The organism is Methanolinea sp. (assembly GCA_030055515.1).
Lineage (GTDB): Archaea > Halobacteriota > Methanomicrobia > Methanomicrobiales > Methanospirillaceae > Methanolinea_A.
The window spans coordinates 122,949-140,875 of the sequence record JASFYI010000003.1 but is presented as its reverse complement, the minus strand read 5'-3'; the positions used below and the strand labels follow the sequence as shown (position 1 = coordinate 140,875).

General features: G+C 67.4%; 17 protein-coding genes. 16 read left to right on the top strand and 1 reads right to left on the bottom strand.

All coding sequences use genetic code 11. The features are described from left to right. The first annotated feature begins 118 nt into the window (after nt 1-118). From fhcD to pheT, 15 genes are all read left to right on the top strand, one after another. A complete protein-coding gene (fhcD, locus tag QFX32_06965) occupies nt 119-1,003 on the top strand; it encodes a formylmethanofuran--tetrahydromethanopterin N-formyltransferase (protein ID MDI9633781.1) in 885 nt (294 codons plus the stop codon). Nucleotides 1,004-1,225: 222 nt separating this feature from the next. Further along, nucleotides 1,226-2,137 carry a DUF1743 domain-containing protein gene (locus QFX32_06960; protein MDI9633780.1) on the top strand — a complete coding sequence of 304 codons (912 nt, stop codon included), beginning with the start codon at nt 1,226-1,228 and terminating at the stop codon, nt 2,135-2,137. After that, nucleotides 2,119-3,093, top strand: a complete 975-nt coding sequence (locus QFX32_06955; protein ID MDI9633779.1) for a radical SAM protein — start codon at nt 2,119-2,121, stop codon at nt 3,091-3,093. The genes QFX32_06960 and QFX32_06955 overlap by 19 nt, the downstream gene beginning before the upstream one ends. Beyond that, nucleotides 3,090-4,376, top strand: a complete 1,287-nt coding sequence (locus QFX32_06950) for a thiamine pyrophosphate-dependent enzyme (protein MDI9633778.1) — start codon at nt 3,090-3,092, stop codon at nt 4,374-4,376. The genes QFX32_06955 and QFX32_06950 overlap by 4 nt, the downstream gene beginning before the upstream one ends. Next, complete coding sequence (locus QFX32_06945; GenBank protein ID MDI9633777.1) at nt 4,348-5,478, top strand: homocitrate synthase family protein; 1,131 nt, start codon at nt 4,348-4,350, stop codon at nt 5,476-5,478. Before QFX32_06950 ends, QFX32_06945 begins: the two co-directional genes overlap by 29 nt. Further along, nucleotides 5,475-6,689: an aconitase/3-isopropylmalate dehydratase large subunit family protein gene (locus QFX32_06940; protein MDI9633776.1), complete on the top strand. Its 1,215-nt coding sequence runs from the start codon at nt 5,475-5,477 to the stop codon at nt 6,687-6,689. Before QFX32_06945 ends, QFX32_06940 begins: the two co-directional genes overlap by 4 nt. Then, nucleotides 6,686-7,156, top strand: coding sequence for a 3-isopropylmalate dehydratase (locus tag QFX32_06935; protein ID MDI9633775.1), 471 nt, complete (start codon nt 6,686-6,688; stop codon nt 7,154-7,156). The genes QFX32_06940 and QFX32_06935 overlap by 4 nt, the downstream gene beginning before the upstream one ends. Further along, entirely contained in the window at nt 7,153-7,959 is an 807-nt protein-coding gene (locus QFX32_06930) for a hypothetical protein (protein MDI9633774.1), read from the top strand. Before QFX32_06935 ends, QFX32_06930 begins: the two co-directional genes overlap by 4 nt. Continuing rightward, nucleotides 7,956-8,927 (top strand): isocitrate/isopropylmalate dehydrogenase family protein, encoded by a 972-nt coding sequence (locus tag QFX32_06925; protein ID MDI9633773.1) that lies wholly within the window; start codon nt 7,956-7,958, stop codon nt 8,925-8,927. The genes QFX32_06930 and QFX32_06925 overlap by 4 nt, the downstream gene beginning before the upstream one ends. A 59-nt stretch (nt 8,928-8,986) precedes the next feature. Continuing rightward, nucleotides 8,987-9,358 carry a response regulator gene (locus QFX32_06920; protein ID MDI9633772.1) on the top strand — a complete coding sequence of 124 codons (372 nt, stop codon included), beginning with the start codon at nt 8,987-8,989 and terminating at the stop codon, nt 9,356-9,358. A gap of 149 nt (nt 9,359-9,507) precedes the next feature. After that, entirely contained in the window at nt 9,508-10,350 is an 843-nt protein-coding gene (locus QFX32_06915) for a deoxyribonuclease IV (protein ID MDI9633771.1), read from the top strand. A 93-nt stretch (nt 10,351-10,443) separates the two neighbouring features. Further along, a complete protein-coding gene (gene endA, locus QFX32_06910; GenBank protein ID MDI9633770.1) occupies nt 10,444-11,445 on the top strand; it encodes a tRNA-intron lyase in 1,002 nt (333 codons plus the stop codon). Between the two features lie 12 nt (nt 11,446-11,457). Then, nucleotides 11,458-12,714, top strand: coding sequence for a tryptophan--tRNA ligase (locus QFX32_06905; GenBank protein ID MDI9633769.1), 1,257 nt, complete (start codon nt 11,458-11,460; stop codon nt 12,712-12,714). Nucleotide 12,715: 1 nt separating this feature from the next. Further along, nucleotides 12,716-14,176: a phenylalanine--tRNA ligase subunit alpha gene (locus QFX32_06900; protein MDI9633768.1), complete on the top strand. Its 1,461-nt coding sequence runs from the start codon at nt 12,716-12,718 to the stop codon at nt 14,174-14,176. Further along, complete coding sequence (gene pheT, locus QFX32_06895) at nt 14,167-15,822, top strand: phenylalanine--tRNA ligase subunit beta (GenBank protein ID MDI9633767.1); 1,656 nt, start codon at nt 14,167-14,169, stop codon at nt 15,820-15,822. The genes QFX32_06900 and pheT overlap by 10 nt, the downstream gene beginning before the upstream one ends. Here pheT and hisF read toward each other — a convergent pair. Continuing rightward, the gene (gene hisF / locus QFX32_06890) at nt 15,764-16,570 is read right to left on the bottom strand and encodes an imidazole glycerol phosphate synthase subunit HisF (protein ID MDI9633766.1); all 807 of its coding nucleotides are present in this window, start codon (nt 16,568-16,570) and stop codon (nt 15,764-15,766) included. The two genes, pheT and hisF, sit on opposite strands and share 59 nt — an antisense overlap. Before the next feature lie 130 nt (nt 16,571-16,700). On the opposite strand from hisF, the gene QFX32_06885 reads away from it, so the two are divergent. After that, complete coding sequence (locus QFX32_06885; protein MDI9633765.1) at nt 16,701-17,927, top strand: adenosylhomocysteinase; 1,227 nt, start codon at nt 16,701-16,703, stop codon at nt 17,925-17,927.

Here is a 17,927-nt window from a genome sequence, read left to right as displayed (position 1 = left end):
CCCCGCAGGACGGGCCCGGCGGGGGGAACTCCCGCGCTCCGCTGGTTTATCGGCGCGTGATTTCGAAAATTTCTTCTGCAATCACCTTTGTACACCTCCTCCACACGGAGAATTCCAAATGCAGCTGAACGGAGTGACCATCGACGACACTTACGCGGAGGCATTCCCCACGTGGATTGCCCGCGTCATCATCACCGCTGTGACCCTCGAGTGGGCGAGGAAGGCCGCGACGGAGGCGACGGGATTCGCGACGTCGGCCATCGGCTGTCCTTGCGAGGCGGGGATAGAGTGCGAGCTCTCGCCCGAGGAGACGCCGGACGGCCGGCCCGGCGTCGCGATCCTGATCTGCGCCGCGAAGAAGAAGCTGAAGGAACAGGTCGTCGAGCGCCTCGCGGAGTGCGTCCTCACGTCCCCCACCACCGCGGTCTTCGACGGTCTCCCGAACGCGGAGGAGAAGATACAGGTGAAGCTCCACTTCTTCGGGGACGGCTACGAGTACCAGAAGGAGGTAGGCGGGAGGAAGTGCTGGGTCATCCCCATCATGGAGGGGGAGTACGTCGGCGAGGAGGAGTTCGGCATCGTCAAGGGCGTTGCCGGCGGCAACTTCTTCGTGATGGGCGAGAACCAGATGGCCGCGCTCATGGGGGCGCAGGCCGCGTCCGACGCGATCGCCCGCGTTCGCGGCGTGATCACGAGCTTCCCCGGCGGGATCGTGGCGAGCGGCTCGAAGGTCGGCTCGAAGAAGTACAAGTTCATGCCGGCGAGCACGAACGAGAAGTACTGCCCCACGCTGCGGGACAAGGTCCCGGACAGCAAGGTCCCGCCCGGGGTGAACGCGGTCTACGAGATCGTCATCGACGGCATCGACGAGAAGGCGGTCGCCGAGGCCATGGCGAAGGGGATCAGGGCCGCGGTGAAGGTTCCCGGCGTGAAGTACATCAGCGCTGGGAATTACGGGGGGAACCTCGGGCCTTACAAGATCGAGCTCCACAAGATCCTCTGATTCCCTTTTTTTCCCCTGGCAGGGGCGCACGAAAGGCCGGTCTTCCGGTCTCCTCGCGCGGGATGCCCCGCTCGCGCACCGCCCGTGGAGTCCCGGGAACAGGACCGATCCTTATAAATAATTGATAACGGATATTTTGTTCACGAAATTTTCGTTGACAAAATATCGGTGACGGAGTCCCGCCGCGGTGCCCGCGGCCCGTTGCCGGGAGGAGAGGAAAAAATGGAAGGAGGCGCCACCCCCGATATCCCCGACCCTTACGTCATCAGGTACCCCGAGATAGTAGCCGTCGCGGACGGCGAGGGCAGGGAGGTCGAGCTCGTGGAGTTCTTCGAGTGCACCGGCGGGGCCATGTGGGTGAAGGAGCACTACGCGCGCAGCCCGCTCGTGCGGTCGATCCGGACCGTGGGATCGACGACCCGCTACCTCCTCTCGCTCGGGAAGGTCTCGCTCGAGCTTTCCGGGTCGCGCTTCGCGGCGGGCATCTCGGGCGTCGAGGTGGAGGGGGACGAGATCGCGATATCGTACGTCGGGCTCGGGGGCGGGGGCGTGGGCGCGTCGGGGTGCCGCTCCCTCGCGGGCGGTGTCACGAGGGCACGCTGCGACCGTTCCGGAGGGGGGAGGAAGGCGGGTGCGACGATATGGGTTCCCCGGAGGGAACGCGTCCTCATCGGCGTCGACGATACCGACAACCCCGAGGAGGGGGCGACGTGGACGCTCTGCCACAACATCGCCAAGGCGGTGCAGGATGCGGACTCGCGGTACCTCTCCCACACGATTGTCCAGCTCTTCCCGGTCCCCTACAGGACGAAGAACTGCGTCGCGGTCGTCTGCGAGTTCGCTTCGAGGGCCCCGGACCGGCTCGTCCGGTCATTCGAGGAACTCCTCTCCAAGTACACGCTCTCCCGCGAGACGGGGATGGCGGTCTACAGGGGTTTCCACCCGCCCCGCACCCTCGAGGAGTTCGGGTGGGCGGTGAAGACCGGGGAAGTCAGCCGGGAGAGACTCCCCCTGCTGGAAGGAGACGGGCTCTCGTTCGTCCTCCGGGGGAGGGGGCTTGTAGGGGCCGTTGCATCGATCCCATTCTACACGCGCTACGAGGAGGCGCTGGAGCTGTGCGGTGGAGGGAACTGAAGGCCGAACTCCTCTCCGCCGGGACCGTGCGCCTCGCGGGCGAACCCGCGGGGGAGTACATCGCGCGCTCGGCCGCGGGCCCCGGTGCGGGAGGCACCGGCTCGGTGTTCTTCTCCCTCGGGGGAAAGAGGGTCAGGCTCTCGGTCGACGGGGAGAGCCCCCTCACCCTCACCCACCGCGGGGGCGGCAGGGCGTTCCTCGAGATCGGGGGAAGAAAGATCGAGGGGATCCTCGAGGAGGTCGCCCTCCACTGCCCGCGCCAGGCGTACGTGACCGTGAGCACGGGGTGCATCTTCTCGTGCCGCTACTGCGGTGTGCCCGGCGGGAAAGCGGGGAGGAAGTCCCCGGGCGAGATCGTGGAGATGGTCAGGAAGGTTGCGGGTAGGATCGACGCGATCTCCCTCACGAGCGGGGTCGTCGGGTCCGTGGAAGAGGAGGAGAGGTACGTTCTCCGCGTCGTGGGAGAGCTCCGCAGGCACTTTTCGCTCCCCATCGGCGTCTCCATCTACCCGTCGGAGGGAACGGCGGAGCGCCTCTCTGCCCTCGGCGTGAGGGAGGTGAAGTTCAACGTGGAGACGGCAACGGACAGCCTGTTCGCCGAGATGTGCCCGGGGCTCTCCCGCGACGCCATCTGGGATGCGCTCCGCCGTTCCGTCCCGCTCTTCGGGAGGAACCACGTCTTTTCGAACCTCATCGTGGGTCTGGGGGAGACGGACGAGGAGGCGGCCCGGTGCATCAGGAGGCTCGCGGGGATGGGTGTCATCCCCATCGTGCGCCCCCTCACGCCCGCGGGGGCCTGCCGCCACCTGCCCCGCCCGTCCGCGGAAAGGCTGCTCGCGCTCTTCGAGGTCCACGCGGAGGCGCTGCGGGAGAGTGGCCTTGACCCGCGGGGTGCACTCTCGATGTGCGCGGCCTGCACGGGGTGCGACCTCGTGCCGGGGAGGGATGACGCGTGAAGGGAGAGGAAGCACTCGCGGCGGCACTCCTCGCGGCGACGGACCGGCGCTACGCGGTCCCGGGCTACCCGGTGACGGAGCTTGCCGCGCTCTGCGGCGCGGAGACCGTCGTCAACGAGAAGACGGGCCTCGAGTACGCGCTCGGGGATTCGCTCTCCGGGCGGCGTGCCGCCCTCGTCGTGAAGAACGTCGGGGTCAACGCCTGCGTCGACCCGCTCGTGCAGGCAACGGCCCAGGGCCTCCGCGCCGGGGTCCTCCTCGTCTGCGGGGACGACCCGGAAGCGAGGGGATCGCAGACGAGCCAGGACACGCGGATCGTCGGGGAACTCGCCGAGATCCCGGTCCTCGAACCGGGCCCGGAGACGTGTTTTTCGGCAGTGGAAGCCGCACTCGAGGCATCGGAAGAGTTCTCGCGGGTCGCGATGCTGCGGGTGACGCCCGCGCTCCTCGGGGCGGAGGTAACGGGCGCGCCCATCCCCCGCGCGGAAAGGCAGGGCAGGCTCTCCGACAGGAGCTACACCATGCACGGGAGGATGGCCGCGTCACGCCGTCTCTTTTCGAGAATGCGGCAGTGGGCGGATCGCTCCCCGCTCAACGCGTGGCGGGGAGGGGTGGCCGGCGTGGGCCCGGCACCCGGGGAGACGAGGATCGTGACGGTCTTCCCGCCACCCGCGAGGCTCGCGGGGTACTCGGTCATCAACGAAGAGGGGCTGCCTTTCGCGGCCGACCACTGCGGGCACCGCTTCCTGCCGGGAACACCGGAAGAGGAGCCCGAGACCATCGAGAGCAGGGGGTTCTACAGGACGTTCTGCCGGGACTGCCCGTTCAAGCCCGTGATCTCCCTCATGCGGGAAGAGGGGATGAGGCCGGTGGTCGACGCGGGGTGTGCCGTCCTCGCGATGAACCCGCCGTACAGGATCGGCGTTGCGAGCTACGGGATGGGCTCCTCGGTCGCGGTGGCTGCGCGGAGCACGGCCGTCGCGCTCACGGGGGACTACGCGCTCCTCCACAGCGGGCTCAATGCCCTCATCGACGTGTACGAGAAGGGCCTCCCCCTCCTCTGCGTCGTGCTCGACAACCGCTGTGCCGCGATGACGGGGAGGCAGCCCGCGATCCCGCTCGAGCCGTACATCGGGTGGGCGAATCCCCGTTTCGTGGAAGCGCGGGACACTGGGAGGATCCGCGAGCTCTTCCGGACCGCGGAGCGGCCGGCAGTCATCGTGGTGAGGGGAGAATGTCCGGGGGGACAGGAGCATGAGATCGTGGAATGTCGAGATATGTGACGTGACTCTCCGCGACGGGGAGCAGACGCCGGGGGTCTCGTTCACCTGCGAGGAGAAGGTGCGGATCGCCGAGGCCCTCGACGAGGTGGGAGTCGAAGTGATCGAGGCCGGGTTTCCCGCGACCTCGAGCTACGAGAAGAGGTGCGTGAGCAGCGTTGCCGCCCTCGGGCTGGAGGCGCGGATATGCTGCCTCGCGCGTGCGAGGAAGGCAGACGTCGACGCCGCGATCGACGCGGGCGTGGACATGGTGAGCATATTCATCCCCACGTCGGAACTCCACGTCCGGCACAAGTTCCACGCGCCGCGGGAGACAGTCCTCGCGGAGGCTCTGGAAATGGTCGACTACACCCGCGACCACGGGATGCAGGTGAGGTTCGCCGCGGAGGACGCGTCGCGGACCGACCTCCCGTTCCTCCTCGAGGTATACAGGCAGGGCGAGGAGCACGGGGCAGACCTGCTCTCCTTTGCCGACACGGTCGGTGCCCTCACGCCCCTCGAGATGTACAGGACAATGCGGAAGATCGTGAAGGCCGTGAAGAAACCCCTCTGCGCCCACTGCCACAACGACATGGGGATGGCGACCGCGAACACGATCGCGGCGGCACAGGCCGGTGCATTCCAGCTCCACACGACCGTGAACGGCATCGGGGAGCGGGCGGGAAACGCGGCACTCGAGGAGGTCCTCGTCGCGCTGTACATGAAGGGGAACGTGAGGAAGTACGACCTCTCGCACCTCGTCTCCCTCTCCTCGATGGTCGCCCAGTACTCCGGGATACACGTGGACAAGCTCAAGCCCGTCGTGGGGGACCACGCGTTCCGCCACGAGAGCGGGATTCACATCGCGGCGATCCTCGAGGATCCCTCGACCTACGAGTACTTCCCGCCCTCGCTCGTGGGGGCCCAGCGGAGGTTCGTCCTCGGCAAGCACACGGGCAAGAAGGCGCTCGAGCACGAGGTCTCCCGGCTCGGGTACTCCCTCCCGGAGAAGGACCTCTGCCGCCTCCTCGAGCTCGTCAAGGACAGGGGCGAGAAGAAGGCCGAGCTCACGGACGAGACGCTGATCGACCTCATCAAGATGGTGATGGGGGGACCGCCGCTGTGACGACGCTCTCGGAGAGGATCCTCGGTGCACCGGCGGGCAGCTACGTGGACTGCAGGGTCGACCGCGCTTACGTGCACGACGGGACGGGGGTGCTCACCCTCGAGGCGTGGAACGCGATGGGCGCGGGGAGGCTCGCGGGGAAGGAGAGGACGTACGTCTTCTTCGACCACATCGTGCCCGCGAACAATTCCGAGACGGCCGTGCTGCAGGCCGAGCTGCGCCGTTTCGCGAGGGAGCACGGCCTCCCCTTCGCCGACGTGGGCGAGGGGATCTGCCACCAGCTCATGGGCGAGGGGATCGCCCTCCCCGGCGAAATCATCGTGGGGGCAGACTCGCACACCTGCACGCTCGGGGCATTCGGGGCATTCGCGACGGGGGTCGGCGCGACCGACATGGCAGCCATCTGGGCGGACGGGGGGACGTGGTTCCGCGTCCCGGAGACCATCGGGATTTACCTCGGGGGTTCCCTGCGCGAGCCCGCGGAGGCAAAGGACCTCGCCCTCACCTACGTCGCCCGCCTCACGATGGACGGCGCCACATACATGGCGCTCGAGTTCCTCGGGGAGTGCGTGCCCTCGCTCCCGGTGGAGGACCGCATGACCCTCTCCAACCTCGCCGTCGAGACGGGCGCAAAAGTTGGCCTCTTCTACGCGGACGAGAAGACGTGCGCTTACCTCCGCGCGCACGGCCACTACGTCGAGCCGCAGGTCCCGGAGGACTGCGGGTACGCGCGGACGCTCGAGATAGATGCTTCCGATGTCGTCCCCGTCGTCGCGGTCCCCCACCGCGTGGACACAGTGAAACCCGTCGAGGATCTCGCGGGGCTCCCGGTCGACCAGGTCTTCCTCGGGACGTGCACGAACGGGAGGTATAGCGACCTCGAGAGGTTTGCCCGGGTAGTCCGGGGCAAGAAGGTCAGGGTCCGCACGCTCGTCGCCCCCGCCTCGCGCCGCGTGCTTGCCCGGGCGGCAGAGAGGGGAGTCCTCTCGTGGCTTATCGAGGCGGGGTGCACCATCCTCCCGCCGGGGTGCGGCCCGTGCCTCGGGGCCCACCAGGGCGTCCTCGGCAAGGGCGAGGTCTGCGTCTCGACGGCGAACCGGAACTTCAGGAACAGGATGGGCGTCGGGGGCGAGGTCTACCTCGCGTCCCCATCGACTGCCGCCGCGAGCGCGCTCGCGGGTGCCCTCGCGGTGCCGGGGGTGCCGCGATGAGAGTGGAAGGCCACGCGGTCTGCCTCGGGCCCGACATCGATACCGATCTCATCATCGCGGGGAGGTACCTCCGGACGAAGGACAGGTCGGTCTGGGCGTCCCACGTCTTCGAGGACCTCGACCCGTCCCTCGCCCCCCGGCTCCGGGGCGCGATCATCATCGCGGGGAAGAACTTCGGGTGCGGGTCGTCCCGCGAGCAGGCCCCCATCGCGCTCCGGGAGGCGGGTGTCCGCTGCGTTGTCGCGCCCTCCTTCGCGCGCATATTCTTCCGGAATGCCATCAACACGGGCCTTCCCGCCATGGAGTGCGCGTGCCCCTGCGCGGAGGGGGAGCTGGTCAGTGCAGACCCCGCGACGGGGACGATCGTGGTGGGCGGGAGGACGTACACGGCACGCCCGCTCTCCCCCCGCATGCTCGCGATCCTCTCCGCGGGCGGCCTCGTGGAGTACTGGAGGAGCAGGCAGTGATATTCCCGCGCGAGTGCAAGGTCGTCGGCTACGCGAGGGGCAGGCCCTGCGGGGAGAGGGTCTACTTCCTCACGAGGTACCTCATCCGCGAGACGGGGAGCGGCCTAGAGCTCCTCGAGGTCGAGACGGCCCCCTCGGCGGGGGGAACGATGCGCCCCGTCACGGCGATCCGCGTCCTCGCGGCAGCGGGGGAGGTGAGCGCGTACCCCGGGGAGGTCTGCATCCACGACAGGGCCCGGCTCGTCGACCTCGCGTTCGGGAGCGGGACGCGGTGCACGGTCTTTTTCGGGCGCGACGGCCACGTGACATTCGTCCTCGACCCTGACCCCTCGGCGTTCCGGAAGGTGCACGTGTACGACGTGTCCCCGCCCCTGCCGAGCCTCTCCTCCACGATCCGGGAACTCGAGGGCGCGGGCATGTTCGGGGAACTCGACGTCGCGTTCGTCCACCACGTCGTCGACATCTCGCGGACCGGCGCGGACGTCTTCCCGTGCAGGGCCGCGGGGTTCCCGCGGACGCTCGATGCGGACCCGGTCTTTCCCGGAGAGAGGGTCGCGGGCTGCCAAACGGGCGCGGAGATCGCGCGGGAATGCTACGGGGAGGGGATAGAGTTCATCGACATCTGCCCTCTCCGGATGGTGCGGGAAGAGCCCTTCATCACGCGCTGCTGCAGGAAGGAGCGGGGCGGGGAGAGGACGGTCAACGGGAAGAGGGGTACAGTCGTCCACTGGGGCGCGGGTCCCGCGGAGATTTACCGGGCAGTCGTCGGGCTCGTCGGGAGAGCGGGGGGAGGATCCCCGTGAGGATCGCCGTCGTCGAGGGGGACGGGATAGGCCACGAGGTCATCCCCGTCGCGAGGAAGGCCCTCGAGATCCTCCGGCCCGACTTCGAGTTCTTCGAGGTCGAGGTGGGGTACGGGAAGTGGCAGAGGACCGGCGAGGCGATCACCCCGCGCGACATCGAGGACCTCGCCTCCGCGGACGCGATACTCTTCGGCGCGGTCACGACCCCCCCCGACCCGGGGTACCGCAGCGTGGTCGTGCAGATACGGAAGGCCCTCGACCTCTACGCGAACATCAGGCCCGTCCGCGGCGAGGGTTTCGACATCGTCATCGTCAGGGAGAACACGGAAGGGCTCTACTCCGGCGTGGAGAAGATCGACGGGGAGTCCGCCTGCACCCTGCGGTGCATCACGCGGAAGGGGAGCGAGCGCATCGCGAGGTGCGCCTGCCGGCTCGCGAAGAAGAGGCGGCACCTGACGATCGGCCACAAGGCGAACGTCCTCAAGGCGGACGCGTTCTTCAGGGACATCTGCCTCGCCGAGGCGCGGAAGGCAGGGGTTCCCTGCCGGGAATGCTACATCGATGCCCTCTGCCTCGACATCCTCCAGCACCCCGGCAACTACGACGTCATCCTCACCGAGAACATGTTCGGCGACATCATCTCCGACGTCGCGGCATTCCTCGTCGGCGGGCTCGGGATGCTGCCGAGCGCGAACATCGGGGATCGCCATGCCCTCTACGAGCCCGTGCACGGGAGCGCCCCCGACATCGCCGGGAAGAACCTCGCAAACCCGGTCGCCGCGCTCCGGAGCGCGGGGATGCTCCTCTCGTACAGTGCCCGCGACCCGGAATCCGCCCGTGCCCTCGAGGAGGCGATCACCCGTGTCCTCGCGAGGGGCATCCGGACGAGGGACCTCGGGGGGACCGCGACGACCACGGAGTTCGGCGCGCACGTCATGAGGGAGCTAGGGGCCCTCGCGGGGACATGACCCCGCGCGGCGATAAGGGCATTTTATATAGTCCCTCCCTCTACTCTAGGTGATGGAAAATGGGGAGAATACTCCTCGTCGATGACTCCCAGATGACGCGGTTCCTCCTCGCCCGGATCGTCAGGGAGGGCGGCCACGAGATCGTCGGCGAGGCGGCCGACGGGATCGAGGCGGTCCGCAAGGTCAGGGAGACCTCGCCCGACCTCGTCATCCTCGACCTCATCATGCCGCACATTAAAGGCATCCAGACCCTCGAAGAGATAAAGAAGGAGAGCCCGGGGACGAAGGTCATCATGTGCACCGGGGACCACCAGGAATACACCGTCAGGGAGGCCGTGAAGAAGGGAGCATCGGGGTACATCATCAAGCCGTTCGATAAAAAGGTCGTCCTCGAGGAGATCGAGACGGTCCTCGGCGGGAAAGAGCCGTGACCCACGGTATCCCGCGGGGCGATACCCGCCGGGGATGACCACGGGAGACCCGTTCCCCCCCTTTGAACGCGGGGCAAGGATTTTTCCCGCCGTCCATTGATATTCTAACGACATAGGTTCCCCGGAGGGAGGGGTGGGAGGAGAGGCGAATGGTGAAGGTGGGGGTCCACATCTCGATCGCGGGATCGATTGCCCAGTCCGTGGAGAGGGCAAGGGCGATCTCGTGCGACACGTTCCAGATATTCTCGCGGAATCCCCGAGGTTGGACGTACAGGGAGATCCCGGAGGATGAGTCGGGGGCATTCCGTTCCGCGCTCGCTGCATCCGGGATCGCGCCCGTCTTCGACCACATGCCCTACCTCCCGAACCTCGCGAGCCCTAGGGAAGACATCTACGAGAAGTCGAGGGCAGCCCTCACCGCGGAGCTCGACCGGTGCCGGCAGCTCTCGATACCCTACCTCGTCACGCACCTCGGCCACCACCTCGGGGCAGGGGTGGATGCGGGAAGGAGGAGGGTGATCGAGGCCGTGAACGCCGCCCTCTCCACCGCGCCACCCGGCGTCACCCTCCTCCTCGAGAATACCGCGGGGGAGAAGAACAGCGTGGGCAGCGCGTTTGAAGACCTGAGAGCGGTCCTCGACGGGATCGAGTACCCGTCGAGGGTGGGGGTCTGCTTCGACACGTGCCACGCCTTCGGCGCGGGGTACGAGCTCCGGACCGCGGAGGGGATCGAGGAGACGGTCGGCGCGATCGACGAGATGATTGGGCTCCCGCTCGTCCGCCTCATCCACCTCAACGACTCGAAGGGGGAGAAGGGATCCGGCCTCGACCGCCACGAGCACGTGGGGATGGGGGCCATCGGCGAGGAGGGCTTCTCCCTCATGCTCCACACCGACTTCTTCAGGGAGAGGCCCCTCATCTGCGAGACACCCGTCGACGGAAGGAGGGACGACGCGGGGAACATCCGGAAGGTGAGGGAACTTGCGGAGTGACTGTCCCCACCCCGCACGTATCCCGCGCGGGAATCCGCCACACGGGACCATGAACCCCCCTCCCGTGGAACACACTCTCCCGCGGGTGCACGCGTGAAGGCAGTATTCGACGGAAGGGATGTCCGCCTCGGCCCTGAAGGGCGGGTCCTCTACGAGCAGAGCGGGTACGGGCGGCCGGAGGGAAACGGCCTCCGGCTCTCTCCCGAGGAGGCGCTCTACCTCCTCCACAGGGGGCGGATCGAGGTCGAGGGCCATACCTTCGACACGCTCCTTGCCGCGCTCGCCTCCGGCTCGAACCGCATGCGGTCGTTCCTCGTCTACCGGGACATAAGGGAGAGGGGGTACGCCGTCCAGAGCGGTCCCCACGACTTCCGGGTCTTCCGCCGCGGCCAGAAACCGGGCGCGGGCCCGTCCCAGTACAGCGTCTCGGTCGTCTCGGAACGCGACCTCGTCGTCTTCGAGAAGGTCATCGGGGAAGTCTCGGCCTCCCGCAACATCCGCAAGCAGCACGTGCTCGCCGCCGTGGACGACGAGAACGAGCTCACCTACTACGAGGTGAAGGTCCAGGAGCCCGAGCGGGTGCCCGGCGGCGAGCCCCTGCCGGTGCTCGAGGGCGAACTCGTGGGGCGGTACGCGGTCGTCCGCACGGGGGGCAAGGCCCTTCCCGGCGGGTGGGGGATGCAGCTAGATCCCCTCCGGCTCGTCCTCTCCCCCCTTGAAGTCCTCTGCCTGATGCGGGCGGGGAACCTCGTCCTCGTGGACAGTGGGAAACGGCTGGATTACGAGTCGTTCCTCCACGTGGCCCGCGAGTCCGACCCGGAATTCCCCGAGAAGCTCGCCGTGTACGAGGACCTGAGGGGGAGGGGCCTCGTGCCCAAGACGGGGTACAAGTTCGGCCACCACTTCAGGGTCTATACCGGGAAGAAACCCCATTCCGAGATGCTCGTCCAGGCCCTCCCCCTCGCCGCGGCGCTCCCCATGAGCAGCATCTCGAGGTCCGTCCGCCTGGCCCACAGCGTCAAAAAGAAGATGTTGTTTGCGTGCGTACACTCCGGGGGAATCCGGTACGTGGAATTCGCCCGGATCAAGCTTTAGGCCAGGAAGAGAATGGACGCGCCGATCAATCCATGGTCCTCCCAGCAGGCGGACGACATAGAGAAGCTCTTCTCCCTCTTCGGTATCGAGCCCATCCACACGGTCGCGGGGATACTCCCCCGGGTCCCCCCGTTCATCTCGCGAGGGGTGGTCGTGGGCCACAGGGATTACAGGGCCATCGCCGAGGCCATCAGGGACGGGAAGCCTTTCCACGTCCTCACGGGGTTCATGCCGTCCGGCCACCCGCACCTCGGGCACCTGATGGTGATGAAGGAGGTCGTCTGGCACGTGCAGCAGGGCGGGACGGGGTACATCACGATCGCGGACAGGGAGGCCCACGCCGTCCGGGAACTTTCGTGGGCGCAGTGCGACGAGTACGGGCGGGAGTACCTCCTCTGCCTCTATGCCCTCGGGTACCGGGGGAAGACGTACTTCCAGAGCCGGAATAACGCCTTGAAAGACCTCGCCTTCGAGGCGGCAACGAGGGTGAACTTCTCCGAGCTCCAGGCGATATACGGTTTCTCGGACGAGACGACCCTCGCGCACGCGGAGTGCGTGATCACGCAGGTCGCCGACATCCTCTTCCCGCAGGTGGACAGCTTCCCCGCGCCGACGATCGTCCCCGTGGGAATCGACCAGGACCCCCACATCCGTCTCACGCGCGGGATCGCGCACAAGCTCCGGATGTTCACCGTGGAAGAGCGCGACGGCTACGTCAGCGTGAGGTCGAAGAATGCCCCCGAGCAGGCGCTCGCGGCTGTCCACGAGCGGTTCCCCGGCTCCCGCAGGTACCAGGGGCACGTGGACATCCCGGGTGCCCGGTGCGCGGAGGTGAGTGCCGCGGTCCGCGAGGTCGAGAGGGCGCACGGGGGGTACGCATTCCACACCCCCTCGTCCACGTACCACAGGTTCATGCCGGGCCTCCAGGGAGGGAAGATGTCAAGCAGCGTCCCCGAGAGCACGATCACGTTCTTCGAGCCGGACGACGTCGTGAGAAAGAAGCTGATGAACGCGTTCACGGGCGGGCGGGCAACGCTCGCCGAGCAGAGGGAACTTGGGGGAGAACCCGAGAAGTGCCCGGTCTTCCTCCTCAACCTCTTCCACATGGTGGAAGACGACAGGGAGCTTGCCGACATCCACAGGCGGTGCCGGGAGGGGGAGCTCCTGTGCGGGCAGTGCAAGAAGGAGACGGCGGAGAGGGTGCTCGCGTTCATCCGCGATTTCCGCGAGAAGATGGAGGCCGTGGCGCACATGGTGAAGGTGGAGTGAGATGGACCTTTCAGCGAACGAAAAGAGGCTCCTTGTGGTCCTCGCGAGGGTGAAGTCCGGGGACCCGGCCACCCTCGCCGCCGAGCTGGGCGTGGCCCCGGAGTCCGTCATCCAGTATGCCTACCTCCTCTCCGACCGCGGCCTCTGCGAGGTGGAGAAGGAGGTGAGGACGACGTATGCCCTCACCGAGGAGGGGGAGAGGTACGCGAGGGAAGGCCTCCCCGAGAGGCAACTCCTCGAGAGCTTCTCGGGGAGGATCCCCGTGCAGGAACTCTCCCGCCACCCCCTCGCGAGGATCGGGATCGGCCAGATGAAGAGGAAGGGCTGGATCGTCGTGAGGGACGGCATGGTGGAGAAGACCGGGAAGGACGCCCCGGGGGAGGACGAGCTTGCGCTCCGCGACCTCTCCCGCGGCGGATCCGGCCTCGAAGAGCTGAAGAAACGCAACCTCGTCGTGGAGAACAACGAGACCCGGTACAGGATCAGTATCACGCCCCGCGGCCTTGCGTGCGCAGAACGGGGTATTGACGCGCCGGGGGAGGCAGGAACGCTCACGCGGGAGCAGATCGTATCAGGCGCGTGGAAGAACCTTAGGCTGCGCGGGTACAACCTCAAGGCCCCGCCGCGGAGGGTATACCCGGGGAAGATCCACCCTTACCAGCGCGTGATAGAGGAGATGCGAAAGCTCCTCCTCTCCATGGGCTTCTCGGAGATCTACGGCGGCATCGTCCAGAGCGCGTTTTGGAACTTCGACGCCCTCTTCCAGCCCCAGGACCACCCCGCCCGCGAGATGCAGGACACGTTCTACCTCGCCGAGAAGTTCCCCCTCCCCGAGGGCTGGGAACGCGTCAGGGACACGCACCTCTCCGGCGGGGATACCTCCTCGACGGGGTGGGGGGGCCGGTGGTCGAGGGAGAAGGCCGAGCAGTGCGTGCTCCGGACCCACACGACGAGCCTCTCCATCCAGCACCTCGCCGCGCACCCCAAACCGCCCGTCAAGGCCTTCTGCATCAACAGGGTCTACAGGCGCGAGGCCATCGACCCGACCCACCTGCCGGAGTTCGAGCAGCTCGAGGGGATCGTGATGGACGAGGGCGTCACCTTCCGCCACCTCCTCGGGTTCCTGAAAGAGTTCTACCGCAGGATGGGATTCCCGGACGTGAGGTTCCGGCCCGGCTACTTCCCGTACACCGAGCCGAGCGTCGAGCCCGAGGTGTACGTCCCGTCCCTCGGGTGGGTGGAGATGGGCGGTGCCGGGATCTTCCGCAGGGAGGTCACCGCCCCGTTCGGCATCGTCCACCCGGTGCTCGCGTGGGGGCTCGGGGTGAGCCGCATCGCCATGCTCCGGCTGGGCCTCTCGGACCTCCGCCTCCTCTACAAGAGTGACATCGGGTGGATCAGGGACACGCCCTCGTGGCTCCCCGCATCGGGCGGAACAGGGGGGGACCGGCCGTGCCGGTGATAAGGCTGAACTTCCGGTACCTCGAGGAGCTGACCGGGGAGGGGAGGGAGACGATCCTCGCGCACCTCCCCATGATCGGCTCGGACATCGAGCGCGTGGAGGAAGACCACGTCGACGTGGAGTTCTTCCCCTGCCGCCCGGACCTCTTCTCGGTCGAGGGTGTCGCGCGGGCGATGAGGGGATTCCTCGGCAAGGAGACGGGACTCCCCCGGTACTCGGTCACGCCCTCCGGGATAGAATTCGCGGTCGACCCCGCCCTCGCGGCGATCCGCCCGTGCCTCGGGTCGGCGGTCATCAGGAACGTATCCCTCGACGAGGAGGCGATTCTCTCCCTGATGGGGCTGCAGGAGGCACTCCACTGGGCCGTGGGGAGGGGGAGGAGCAAGGTCGCGATAGGGATCCACGACCTCGACGCGGTCACCCCGCCCTTCCGGTACATCGCGGCGGAGAAGTCGCGGTCGTTTGTCCCCCTCGACTTCGACCGCGAGATGACCCTCGAGGAGATACTCGACCACCATCCGAAAGGGCGCGCCTACGCCCACATTGTGAGGGACTTCCCGCTCTACCCCCTCATCGTCGATGCCGAGGACAGGGTCCTCTCGTTCCCGCCGATCATCAACGGGGAGCTCACCCGCGTCACGCGGCAGACGAGGAACCTCCTGCTCGACACCACGGGAACGGACGAGCGCGCCGTGATGACCGCGGTCAACATCATCTGCACGGCACTCGCCGAGACGGGGGCGACGATCGAGAGCGTCCGCGTCGGGGGGCGGGAAGTGCCCGACCTGCTCCCGTCGGAGCGGACCGTGAGCGCGGAGGACGCGTCCGCCCTCCTCGGCGTGAGGCTCGATCCTGCAACACTCGCGGCCCTGCTCGAGAGGATGCGGTACGGGGCGGAACCCGAAGGGCCTTCCCGCGTGAGGGTCCTCGTCCCCTGCTACAGGGCCGACATCATGCACGACTGGGATATCTTCGAGGATGTCGCGATCGCCTACGGCTACGGGAACTTCGAGGCCGAGATACCGCCGACGTTCACCATAGGGGCCCCCCACCCCGTGATGGAGATCTACGCGGTCACGCGGGAGATCCTCTGCGGCCTCGGATTCGCCGAGGTCCTCCCCTTCTCCCTCACGAGCGAGGAGGTCCTCGCGGAGAGGATGCAGCGGCCCCTGAAAGAGACGGCGCTGCGGGTCCTGCACCCGATATCCGAGGAGCAGGCGGTGGTGAGGACGGACATCCTCCCCCTCCTCCTCGAGGCGTGCGCGCTCAACCGGCACAGGGAACTCCCCCAGAGGATCTTCGCGGTGGGGGACGTCGTCGAGGGGACGGAGACGCTCCCGCGCGCAGCCTGCGCGAGCATCCACGCTTCCGCGGATTTCTCCGAGGCCTACGCGGTCGCGGATGCCCTCTGCAGGGAACTGGGGATCGCGTATGGTGTCGAAGAATCGGACGATCCGGCCTTCATCCCCGGCAGGCGCGGGGCGCTCACGTGCGGGGGGGAGAGGATAGGCGTCTTCGGGGAGATCCACCCCGCCGTCCTGAACGCGTGGGACCTCGAGCACCCCGTCGCCGCGGTCGAGATCGACCTCACAGCCGTACCGGGATACCCCGGGCGGCAAGGTACTCCTTCACCTGCCGCACCGTGAGCTCGCCGTAGTGGAAGACGCTCGCCGCGAGGCAGGCGTCCGCCTTGCCGCGCACGAACCCCTCGTAGAAGTGCTCGAGGCACCCCACCCCGCCGCTCGCGATCACCGGGATCCCGACCGCGTCGGATATCGCCGCGGTGATGGGGATGTCAAAGCCGCTCTTCGTCCCGTCGGTCTCCATGCTCGTGAGGAGGATCTCCCCCGCGCCGCGTTCCTCCGCCTCGATCGCCCACGATACCGCGTCGATCCCCGTGGGGCGCCTCCCCCCGTGGGTGACGACCTCGTACCAGCACTCCCTCCCGTCGGGGAGCACGATCGTCGTCGCACCGGGATTTTCCGAGAAATTCCGCCGGACGTCCTCGGCGAGAACGATGCACTGGGTCCCGAACTTCTCCGAGGCCCTGTCGATGAGCGAGGGGTCCTGCACCGCGCTCGTGTTGATGCTCACCTTGTCGGCGCCCGCGCGGAGTATCTGCTGGATGTCGTCCACGGACCTGATGCCGCCGCCGACGGTGAGGGGGAGGAAGAGCTGGTCGGCGGCGCGGGTGATCACGTCGAGGATGATCCCCCGCGCCTCGACGGAGGCGGTGATGTCGAGGAAGACGACCTCGTCTGCCCCCTGCTCGTTGTAGCGCTGGGCGAGCTCCACGGGGTCTCCCGCGTCGCGGAGCCCGACGAAGTGCGTTCCCTTGACGACCCTCCCGTCTTTCAGGTCGAGGCACGGGATGATGCGGCGGGTGAGTGTCATGGGAGAAGGTAAACCAGCGGGGGATATCATGCTTGTGGAGCGGCGTGCGCCGGGTTTTAAGAGAGTTGGCCGCCGAATCCTTATGGAACCGGGGAAACAAGCGCGGTTACCCGCGACCGGGAGTGTTCCAATGGATACCGGGAGAAGGAAGATCTCGTGGGCGAAGCAGTACATGACCGTCCTCTCCTCCATCGCGGAGGAGTTCCGCGGGGAGAGACCCCTCGAGGGGATTCGCATCGGGATGGCTCTCCACGTCGAAGCAAAGACGGCATGCCTCGTGGAGACGCTCGCCGCGGGCGGGGCCCGCGTCTCGATCACGGGGTGCAACCCGCTCAGCACGCAGGACGACGTCGCGCGGGCCCTAAACGACGTCCCGGGCGTCGAGTGCCACGCCCGGAGGGGCGTTAGCGCGCGCGAGTACTACGAGGCCATCGACAGGGTGCTCGACTCGCGCCCGGAGATCGTCATCGACGACGGGATGGACCTCATCCACAGGCTCCACACGGCGAGGAGGGACGTCCTCCCCCACGTCATCGGCGGGTGCGAGGAGACGACGACGGGCGTCCACCGGCTCCGCGCGATGGCGAGGGAGAAGAAGCTCGCCTTCCCCGTGATCGCGGTGAACGATACCCCCATGAAGAGGCACTTTGACAATGTGCACGGGACGGGGGAGAGCGCGATCGCGGGCATCATGCTCACGACGAACGTGCTCGTCGCGGGCAAAGCGGTGGTCGTGGCAGGGTACGGGTTCTGCGGCAGGGGACTCTCGCGGAAACTGCACGGGCTCGGCGCGAGGGTCATCGTGACGGAGGTCGACGCGAGGAGGGCACTCGAGGCGTACATGGACGGGTTCTCGGTCATGCCGATGGAAGAAGCAGCCGCCGTGGGCGAGATATTCATCACCGCGACGGGGAACACGTCCGTGATCACGGCCCCCCACTTCCTGCGGATGCGGCACGGTGCAATCCTCGCGAACGCGGGCCACTTCAACGTGGAGATAGATATCGGGTGGCTCGAGGAGAACGCCGAGAGGATCGTCAGGGGCGAGGGGATAGATACCTACACGGTCCACGGCAAGGACCTCCACGTCCTCGCGGAAGGCAGGCTCGTCAACCTCGCGGTCCCGAAGGGGATGGGACACCCCATCGAGGTGATGGACCTGAGCTTCTCGCTGCAGGCACTCTGCGCCCTCCACATCGCCCGGAACGGGCGCTCCATGGAACCGGGGGTCCACGAGGTCCCCGGGGAGATCGACGAGATGGTCGCCGCGAGGAAGCTTGCCGCCCTCGGACTGCGCATCGACACCCTCACGGACGCCCAGAAGGAGTACCTCTCCGGCTGGGAGTCGGGCACGTGA

Bases quoted from the DNA above. Each gene is read 5' to 3' on its own strand.
- QFX32_06945 (MDI9633777.1), top strand. From the start codon at position 4,348: ATGAGATCGTGGAATGTCGAGATATGTGACGTGACTCTCCGCGACGGG.
- QFX32_06920 (MDI9633772.1), top strand. From the start codon at position 8,987: ATGGGGAGAATACTCCTCGTCGATGACTCCCAGATGACGCGGTTCCTC.
- QFX32_06935 (MDI9633775.1), top strand. From the start codon at position 6,686: ATGAGAGTGGAAGGCCACGCGGTCTGCCTCGGGCCCGACATCGATACC.
- QFX32_06960 (MDI9633780.1), top strand. From the start codon at position 1,226: ATGGAAGGAGGCGCCACCCCCGATATCCCCGACCCTTACGTCATCAGG.
- QFX32_06915 (MDI9633771.1), top strand. From the start codon at position 9,508: ATGGTGAAGGTGGGGGTCCACATCTCGATCGCGGGATCGATTGCCCAG.
- hisF (MDI9633766.1), bottom strand. From the start codon at position 16,570: ATGACACTCACCCGCCGCATCATCCCGTGCCTCGACCTGAAAGACGGG.
- QFX32_06900 (MDI9633768.1), top strand. From the start codon at position 12,716: ATGGACCTTTCAGCGAACGAAAAGAGGCTCCTTGTGGTCCTCGCGAGG.
- QFX32_06905 (MDI9633769.1), top strand. From the start codon at position 11,458: ATGGACGCGCCGATCAATCCATGGTCCTCCCAGCAGGCGGACGACATA.
- fhcD (MDI9633781.1), top strand. From the start codon at position 119: ATGCAGCTGAACGGAGTGACCATCGACGACACTTACGCGGAGGCATTC.
- QFX32_06885 (MDI9633765.1), top strand. From the start codon at position 16,701: ATGGATACCGGGAGAAGGAAGATCTCGTGGGCGAAGCAGTACATGACC.